Origin of the sequence: Thiomonas sp. FB-6, from assembly GCF_000377645.1 — a bacterium.
Taxonomy (GTDB): Bacteria; Pseudomonadota; Gammaproteobacteria; order Burkholderiales; family Burkholderiaceae_C; genus Thiomonas_A.
In genome coordinates, this window is the sequence record NZ_KB898536.1 from 1 (window position 1) to 3,327 (window position 3,327).

4 protein-coding genes are annotated in these 3,327 nt (G+C 58.8%); all 4 read right to left on the bottom strand.

Features of this window, described 5'->3' with window-relative positions; genetic code table 11:
• Positions 1 to 450 precede the first annotated feature (450 nt).
• Positions 451 to 1,536, bottom strand: a complete 1,086-nt coding sequence (locus tag D466_RS0119870; protein ID WP_018915424.1) for a macro domain-containing protein — start codon at positions 1,534 to 1,536, stop codon at positions 451 to 453.
• A complete protein-coding gene (locus tag D466_RS0119875) occupies positions 1,536 to 2,180 on the bottom strand; it encodes a DUF4433 domain-containing protein (protein ID WP_026285525.1) in 645 nt (214 codons plus the stop codon). Before D466_RS0119875 ends, D466_RS0119870 begins: the two co-directional genes overlap by 1 nt.
• Entirely contained in the window at positions 2,177 to 2,752 is a 576-nt protein-coding gene (locus D466_RS0119880; RefSeq protein ID WP_018915426.1) for a DarT ssDNA thymidine ADP-ribosyltransferase family protein, read from the bottom strand. The genes D466_RS0119875 and D466_RS0119880 overlap by 4 nt, the downstream gene beginning before the upstream one ends.
• A 107-nt stretch (positions 2,753 to 2,859) precedes the next feature.
• Entirely contained in the window at positions 2,860 to 3,132 is a 273-nt protein-coding gene (locus D466_RS24355) for a hypothetical protein (RefSeq protein ID WP_156004518.1), read from the bottom strand.
• Positions 3,133 to 3,327 lie beyond the last annotated feature (195 nt).

The following is a 3,327-nucleotide window of genomic DNA, read 5'->3' on the forward strand; positions in this document are numbered from 1 at the left end:
CGCGCGCGCCGTCGGCATGGTCGTGGTCGGAGCGTTCGATGCTATCTCGTTGATTCAAAATAAAAATCCCCGAACCTCGCGGCCGGGGATTTTTTTGCATGTGTGAGAATTTTGGCAAGTCAGATGAGAACCTACACCCTCTGTAGGTTCTCATCTGACCTGCGAAATCGGCAGCAGGCAGATCAGCGGGTTGCGCATCTCGGATGAGAAGGCCCTCCCGGGAATTCTCATCCAACCTGGAAAAATCCTACGCGCTCACGCAACGCCTTGATCTATTGGGGATTTTTTCCGCAATCGTGGGCGAGCACAAGCACTTGGCACTGGCCGTCGTGGCTTCCCTGACCTGCAATCCAAATGACGTCTCTCGGTGCGAATTAAGCATCACCGGCACCACCGCCAAATCCTACTCGCCGGCTACGATGACGAGCATTCGGCAGCGCTGGCAGCCCTTCACACGGATGCGTATAGCGGGCTGTTCAGCAGCTGCTGCAGTGCGATCTGCACGGATCGTTCGTCGAAGATCTCGCTCTTGCGCTTGCCGGCGCCTTCCGCACGATCGGCTGGCCAGTTGGCCAGCCCGTCAAGAACGGCCGCAACCTCAGGGGCAACTCCTTCCCGGCTCAAAAGCCAATCCACGGAGGCCAGCAACTCCATACCGAATGGTGATTCGAAGCCGTCGATCACCTCGCTCGCCAGCTCGAGCGCGGGCGCCACATCCTTGGCCTCACTTTTCAAGTAGCCCTGCACCAACTCCTTGCGCCCTTCGTCAACGCTGATCAAGTCCAATGGGCCGGCATCGGCGATGCGCTTGTCAGAGCACAGATAGCTGCCGTCCAGACCGTTGAGCAGATGGGTTAGGTTCGAGGCGAACGGGCCATAGCGGTGGGCCACGAAGTTGAGCCTCAACTCGTTGCTCAGGCCCAAATGATCGAGACTGCGCTCCAGGAACCAAGTCAGCTTCTGCACTTCCAGCAGGCTGCACTCCATACCCAGCACCCAGTAGCGACGTACCGCCTCGACCACCAAGGCCCGCGCCGGGGTCAGCTTTTGAACCCCCGCGCGCTTTGCCACGTTCTGGTACTGGCTGGTGGGCTCGTAGACGATGACCTCGACGTCATTCAGCTCGGCCAGGGCAGCATCGATTCGGGCCTTGACGGTCGCCCAATCCAACCCACCATTGCCTGCGCCCAGAGGCGGGATGGCCACAGAGTGGATCTGCCGCTCGCGCATGACGCGCTTGAGGTCCTCCAGGCCCGACACCACCCAATCCAGCCGCGACTTGCCCTTCCAATGCTCCTTGGTCGGGAAGTTGATGATCCAGCGAGGCCCGTCAAGTTCACCTGTCTCGGTGACGAACATCTGGCCGACCTTGACCTCCTTGCGCTTGCACGCTGCCGCGTACAACTCGAAGTTGTGGCCGAAACGCTCCTTGAACATCAAGGCAATGCCCTTGCCCATCACACCCACGGTGTTGACGGTGTTCACCAGCGCATCGGTGCGCGCCGTAAGCAAGTTGCCTTGTGTGTAGGAAATCATCAGAAGTACCAGTTCGGCCGCGTGTACACCGGCAGCGACAAGCCCGAGGCCCGCATTGTGCCCTCGATCTCGGTCCGGACGCCATCCGTGTAGCACACGGTGCCAAGCAGGGCTTCGAGCGGGACATGACGGTGCACCAAGGCCTCTGCTTGATAGCGCTCCAGCTTACCCGGATCCTCGGGGTCCCGCTTGAAATCCCGACGTTGAAGGAGTGGCCAATCGATCTGGTCCAGTCGGGCCAGATCATCATGAAATCTCGCCAGGCCGCTGTATGCATGGCTGCTCGTGAACAGGAACGGCAAGCCCAGCTCGCTCACGCGGCGCAGGCTGGACACCAGAATCACGATGTCGGCGTTAGGCACCTGTTTGATGCCGTTCCAGCCAGTGTGGATGTTGCGCAGCATGACCGAGAACGGCGTGAAGTAAAAAGGGACATAGTCGCCCAGGGTTCCTCCCGGCGGGACCGGAACCGGCCGAGCCGCGCGTTTTTCGATCAATTCCGCATTGCCAATGCTCACCCATTCTCGAGATCGAATGGAACTATTGCCGCAATGTATCCCGTTCTTGAGCACCCACGGCAGGTTGTGACGATGGAGAATTCGCCAAATGAGCGCCTTCTCAGGATTGAGGCTGGGGTAGTTCACTGGACAAACATCAATGGCGCGACGTTGACGTATGGCGGCGGGCGCAGGCCATCCATCATCCCAAGAATCTCACGCTGAGCATTTTCGTCCTTCACGTAGATCGCTTGGAACGAACCCACCGAGACGGGCCCCGGAGACAAACACTCAGCCATGCAAACGCACTTGCAGTTCTGATTCGAATAATCGCGCGTATTCATGATGTCCCAATCGATCGCCTCCATACCCGCGTCATAGTCCAGCAGCTCAATCTCCATGCCCGCCAGCGGATGCCGCGGAATAATTTGCCAACCCATGTGTTTGGCAATGCTTCTTTGCACCGCGATTAGCACGAATTGTTCTTGTGGATGATTACGTTGGACACGTCCGTCAAACGGATTCTTGGCAAAAAAGTGAAATGGGACCTTCTGCTCGAGACCTAAGCCCTTCCTGTGCGCGATGATCTCAGAATCGGCTACATCGACGAACCCCTCCAGGCTCGCTCTGGGGAGCAACCCCTGCTCGAGGATCGACCTCATATTTCTCAGGCTAGTCAGGTGGTAGAGCAGCTTCTTCGAGCGAATATCGTCGTTCATTTTCGCTTTCCGTGCAGTCATCCGAAGATAGTCGCCGAGTCAACGAGATGGCTTAGCCGCCCCAACGACCGTCGAGTCTTCGATGAAGACCCTTCGCCGTGACCCTTTCAATTCCGATACAACTCAGCCCACGGCCCGCGGCCACGTATGGGTGCCATTGTCAACGCACCGCCGCCGCTCGGCCATAGCAGGAAGATCAAGACCACCACGGTATTGCCTAGGCCCTTGATGGCATTTGCAGCAATCTCCGGGAGTGCAAGACCTGTCTCGCGGTACTCGACGATGATCACGTCGGACGGGCTTGGGGGCAGCGCGGTTGGCTCCTCCCCGAGCGTCTCGACTCCGCCTTCCTGAAAGACGCGCCGATCAGACGCGGTCATGTTGCTGATCCCGAAATGACGTACCCCATCGCACGGTACCCCTTCTGGCGCCGCTCCCACATCCGCAGCAGCGCGGGGTGACCTGCATCGACATAGTCAACCCCGATGGCCACTTCAAATTCCCCCACTTATGGCCAGTCAAACTCCTCCATGCAGGACGAGCGGATTATGAGGCATCGGCGGTGACGGCGATGC